We start from the raw sequence: 4260 nt of genomic DNA, 5'->3' as shown, positions 1-4260 counted from the left end.
CGCGCACGCTGCGGCTTCCTTCGAGCACCGCAACCTTAGTGCAGGTGTTGTGGTGGTGACGAACTTTATCCTGGACGCTAAGCGCAAGGGTCTGCAGTACGTTGACCTCTTCGGTATTGCGCCGGAGGATCAGCCGGATCACGAGTGGGCTGGCTTCACGAAGTTCAAGAAGTCCTTCGGTGGCGAGTCGGTGGAGTACCCGGGTACCTGGGATGTTCCGGTAACTTCGTTGGGTTACCGCGCCTACACGCTGGCGTACAAGGCTCGTCCGGCTGTTCGTGATGCTGTGTCGAAGGCGAAGGCGAAGGTTCAGTCTTTCCGCTCTCGCTAACGGGTTCAGGCTCGTCCTTACTGGGGCGTATCCTGAGAACTAAAAGCTAAATATACGGAGGGAGCCGCCTTCACCGAGTTCTTCGGTGGGGGCAGCTCCCTGTGTATGTATGTCCAATATTCGAGGAGTCTTAGTGCGGCTCCTCAGCCCTTGCGGGGGGCGAAGATTACTGCTCTTCGGGGCTATTGGTCTGTGCGAGGATTTCGCGCAGGCGGGAGAGGCGGTGCTCAGCTTCAACGGTACGGACAGTACCGGAGAAGGAACGCATGACCAGCGACTGGGTAGTCACGGTGTTCTTGCTGTAGCGTACACCTCGCAACAGCTTGCCGTCGGTGACGCCGGTTGCTGCGAAGAAGCAGTTGTCGCTGGTGACCAGGTCGTTGGTGGTCAGCACGCGATCGAGGTCGTGGCCTGCTGCCAGCGCCTTCTCACGCTCTGCGTCATCGGTCGGTGCCAGGCGACCCTGGATGACGCCGCCGGTTGCCTTGATAGCGCAGGCTGCGACAACGCCTTCGGGGGTGCCGCCGGTGCCGAGCATCAGGTCCACACCAGTGTTCTCGCGGCAGGCTGCGATAGCACCTGCAACGTCACCGTCGAGGATGATGCGGGTACGAGCGCCTGCCTCACGGATTTCCTGAATCAGCTTAGCGTGGCGGGGGCGGTCCAGCACGCAAACGGTTAGCTCGCTGACCTTCTTGCCCTTAGCCTTAGCAACCAGGTGCAGGTTCTGCTTGACGGGCAGACGCAAATCCACGAATTCTGCGGCGTCAGGGCCGGTGACCAGCTTCTCCATGTAGAACACTGCGGAGGGATCGAACATGGTACCGCCGTCTGCCACAGCAATCACGGAAAGAGCGTTGTCCATACCTAGTGCGGTCAGGCGGGTGCCGTCGATGGGATCCACTGCCACGTCGAGGGAGGGACCGGAGCCGTCGCCGACTTTCTCGCCGTTGTACAGCATGGGAGCCTTGTCCTTCTCGCCTTCACCGATGACAACGGTGCCGTTGAAGTTGACGGTGGAGAGGCGGTAACGCATTGCGTCTACGGCTGCGCCATCTGCGAGATTCTTTTCGCCTGCGCCGACCCAGGGGCCTGCAGCAATTGCTGCTGCTTCAGTCGCGCGGACCAGTTCCATTGCGAGGTTGCGATCGCCGTGGTTGTTGTTCGTAGTCATAGACTCACCTTCGAGATTTCTGAATACACCGTCGGCTGGCTAGTTCTTTCCAGCACGAAGTCGCCGACGCAGTAGTGCTCCTTTCAGGATAGCGCGCGGGCGCTTCGTTTTTCTTGTTCTGAACGAGTTTGCGTGCGTGTTGACTTTATCGTGAGCAGATGCGGCAAATCTGTGAGGGCTTCATCTCTCTTTATGCATCTTTTTGTACTCTTGGGCATGGGAAGGTGTGCCGAACTAGCTATTTTTTGCATTTTTAAGGCATATTTGAGATAGGTTATTTCACGGGACCCCGGAACCAACCTGAGCTTCAGTATGAGCGATTGAAGCTTCCCCACTACCGCTCATAGAAACGAGCGGGTGAGCATATACGAGTTCCTATCCCTGTCCGCTAAGGAGCATCACATGGCTGGCATTCAACCGACTCCCGCTGAGGCGTGGAAGCGTCTTCGAGACGGCAACCGTCGTTTTATTGAGGGCAGTAACGAGCACCCCAACCAGGACACGATTCGCCGTACCGATTTGGCGTCGGGGCAGTTCCCATTTGCCTCAATTTTTGGTTGCGGTGACTCCCGTCTGGCCGCGGAGATTATTTTTGATCTGGGCCTGGGCGACGCGTTCGTGGTGCGCACCGCCGGCCACGTCCTGGAGAATGCCGCGCTCGGCTCGCTGGAGTATGCGGTCGATGAGTTTGAGACCCCTATCGTGATGGTTCTTGGCCACGACTCCTGTGGTGCGGTCACTGCCGCTAGCAATGCACTAGACTCCGGTAGGATGCCCCACGGCTTCATCCGTAACCTGGTGCAGCACATCCTGCCTTCGGCGATGTCTCCGAAGCTGCCGGAGAACCCAACCGTCAACGACATGGTGCGTGAACATACCCGCCAGACCGCTATCCGCATTATTGAGCAGTCCCACATCATTTCGGATGCTGTGGTTGAGGGTAAGGTCGCCGTAATTGGTGTCTTCTACCATCTGAAGGAGGGTAAGGCGGAGCTGGTGTTCACTTCACAGGACCTGACCTTGCCTGAGGAGAAGAACGGCGCGCAGAACCCGCTGACTCAGGCGCTTCCGGTGGTCGTGAAGACTCCCCCGCGCGTTGTGGTTGCTGAGAACCTGGACTAGATTTCTTCTTCACTCGTTATGAGCCGTAGAGCGAGAACCCACATACTCACACTAAAGAACAGATTTTTCTATGGGATACCCCCGCCACGGTAGAGTGTTCACACATCTGCCGGGGCGGGGGTTTTACACGCCTTCTCACGCCGCAAAATTTATAAGCGTTTTTCCTCATTTGACACCTTTTCGAGGCGACGTAAGCCACTTTGAACGCCTATCCTAGAGGTATGGCTGAAAACATTGAATACCGCATTGAACATGACACCATGGGCGAAGTTCGCGTTCCGGCTGATGCACTTTACCGTGCACAGACCCAGCGCGCAGTCGAGAACTTCCCGATTTCGGGTCAGACCCTCGAATCCGCCCATATTCGTGCGCTTGCCCTCGTGAAGAAGGCAGCCGCGACCGCCAATGAGGAACTCAAGGTGCTCGACGCTGAGCGCGCCCAGGCTATCCGCGACGCAGCGGATCTGGTAGCAACCGGTAAGTACGACGCCCACTTCCCCATTGACGTCTTCCAGACCGGTTCCGGTACCTCCTCGAACATGAACGCGAACGAGGTTCTGGCAACCCTGGCAACCCGTTCCCTGGAGTCCAAGGGCATTGAGGTTCACCCCAATGACCACGTGAACGCATCCCAGTCCTCTAACGACGTCTTCCCCACCTCCGTACACGTTGCTGTGACTGAGGCTCTGGTGAAGGACCTGATTCCCGCCCTCGAGGTGCTCGCTGAGTCCCTGGAGCGCAAGTCCGCAGAGTTCAAGGACGTTGTGAAGTCCGGTCGTACCCACCTGATGGATGCAACCCCCATCACCCTGGGCCAGGAGTTCTCCGGCTACGCCGCAACCGTACGTTACGGCATTGAGCGTGTGAACGCTTCCCTGCCCCGCGTAGCTGAGGTTCCCCTGGGTGGTACCGCTGTGGGTACCGGCATTAACACCCCGGATGGCTTCTCCGCTCGCGTGATTGAGCTACTTGCTGAGGAGACCGGCCTGCCCCTGACCGAGGCTCGTAACCACTTCGAGGCTCAGGCTAACCGTGACGGTCTGATTGAGGTTTCCGGTCAGCTGCGCACCCTGGCGTACGGTCTGATGAAGATCAGCAACGACATCCGCTGGATGGGTTCGGGCCCGAACACCGGTCTGGGCGAGCTACATATCCCCGATTTGCAGCCCGGCTCCTCGATTATGCCCGGTAAGGTCAACCCCGTGATTTGTGAGGCTACCATCATGGTTGCCGCTCAGGTTATCGGTAACGACGCGACCATTGCTCTGTCATCCACTAACGGCGCGTTTGAGCTGAACGTGGGTATCCCGGTGATGGCTGCTAACCTGCTGCAGTCGATCCGCCTGCTCGCTAATGTTTCTCGCGTTTCGGCTGAGAAGATGATTGACGGTCTGACCGCTAACGTTGACCGTTGCCGCTTCCTGGCTGAGGCTTCGCCGTCGACCGTGACCCCGCTGAACAAGCTGATTGGTTACGAGGCTGCTGCGAAGATTGCTAAGTACTCGGTGGCTCACAAGGTGACTGTCCGTGAGGCAGTTGTGGCTCTGGGTTACGTGGAGCGCGGCGAAGTGACTGAGGAGCAGCTGGATGCGGCTCTGGACGTCACCAAGATGCTGGGCAACTTCTAATCTCA

Annotated in this window: 4 protein-coding genes; 3 read left to right on the top strand and 1 reads right to left on the bottom strand. The window is 58.1% G+C overall.

The features are described from left to right. Positions 1–331: peptidoglycan bridge formation glycyltransferase FemA/FemB family protein (locus O3648_RS08115; RefSeq protein WP_371569512.1), on the top strand; the 331-nt coding region annotated here is incomplete at its 5' end. Between the two features lie 166 nt (positions 332–497). On the opposite strand, the gene glpX is transcribed toward O3648_RS08115, so the two are convergent. Beyond that, on the bottom strand, positions 498–1505 hold the full coding sequence (glpX, locus tag O3648_RS08110) for a class II fructose-bisphosphatase (protein WP_371569510.1): 1008 nt from the start codon (positions 1503–1505) through the stop codon (positions 498–500). Between the two features lie 402 nt (positions 1506–1907). Between glpX and O3648_RS08105 the strand changes: the two genes are divergently transcribed. Further along, on the top strand, positions 1908–2627 hold the full coding sequence (locus O3648_RS08105; protein ID WP_279790637.1) for a carbonic anhydrase: 720 nt from the start codon (positions 1908–1910) through the stop codon (positions 2625–2627). A gap of 221 nt (positions 2628–2848) precedes the next feature. Further along, positions 2849–4255 carry a class II fumarate hydratase gene (locus tag O3648_RS08100; protein WP_049338717.1) on the top strand — a complete coding sequence of 469 codons (1407 nt, stop codon included), beginning with the start codon at positions 2849–2851 and terminating at the stop codon, positions 4253–4255. Positions 4256–4260: the final 5 nt, after the last annotated feature.

The organism is Rothia sp. 27098_8_161 (genome assembly GCF_041432905.1).
Lineage (GTDB): Bacteria > Actinomycetota > Actinomycetes > Actinomycetales > Micrococcaceae > Rothia.
This window is presented reverse-complemented; position numbering and strand designations above follow the sequence as displayed.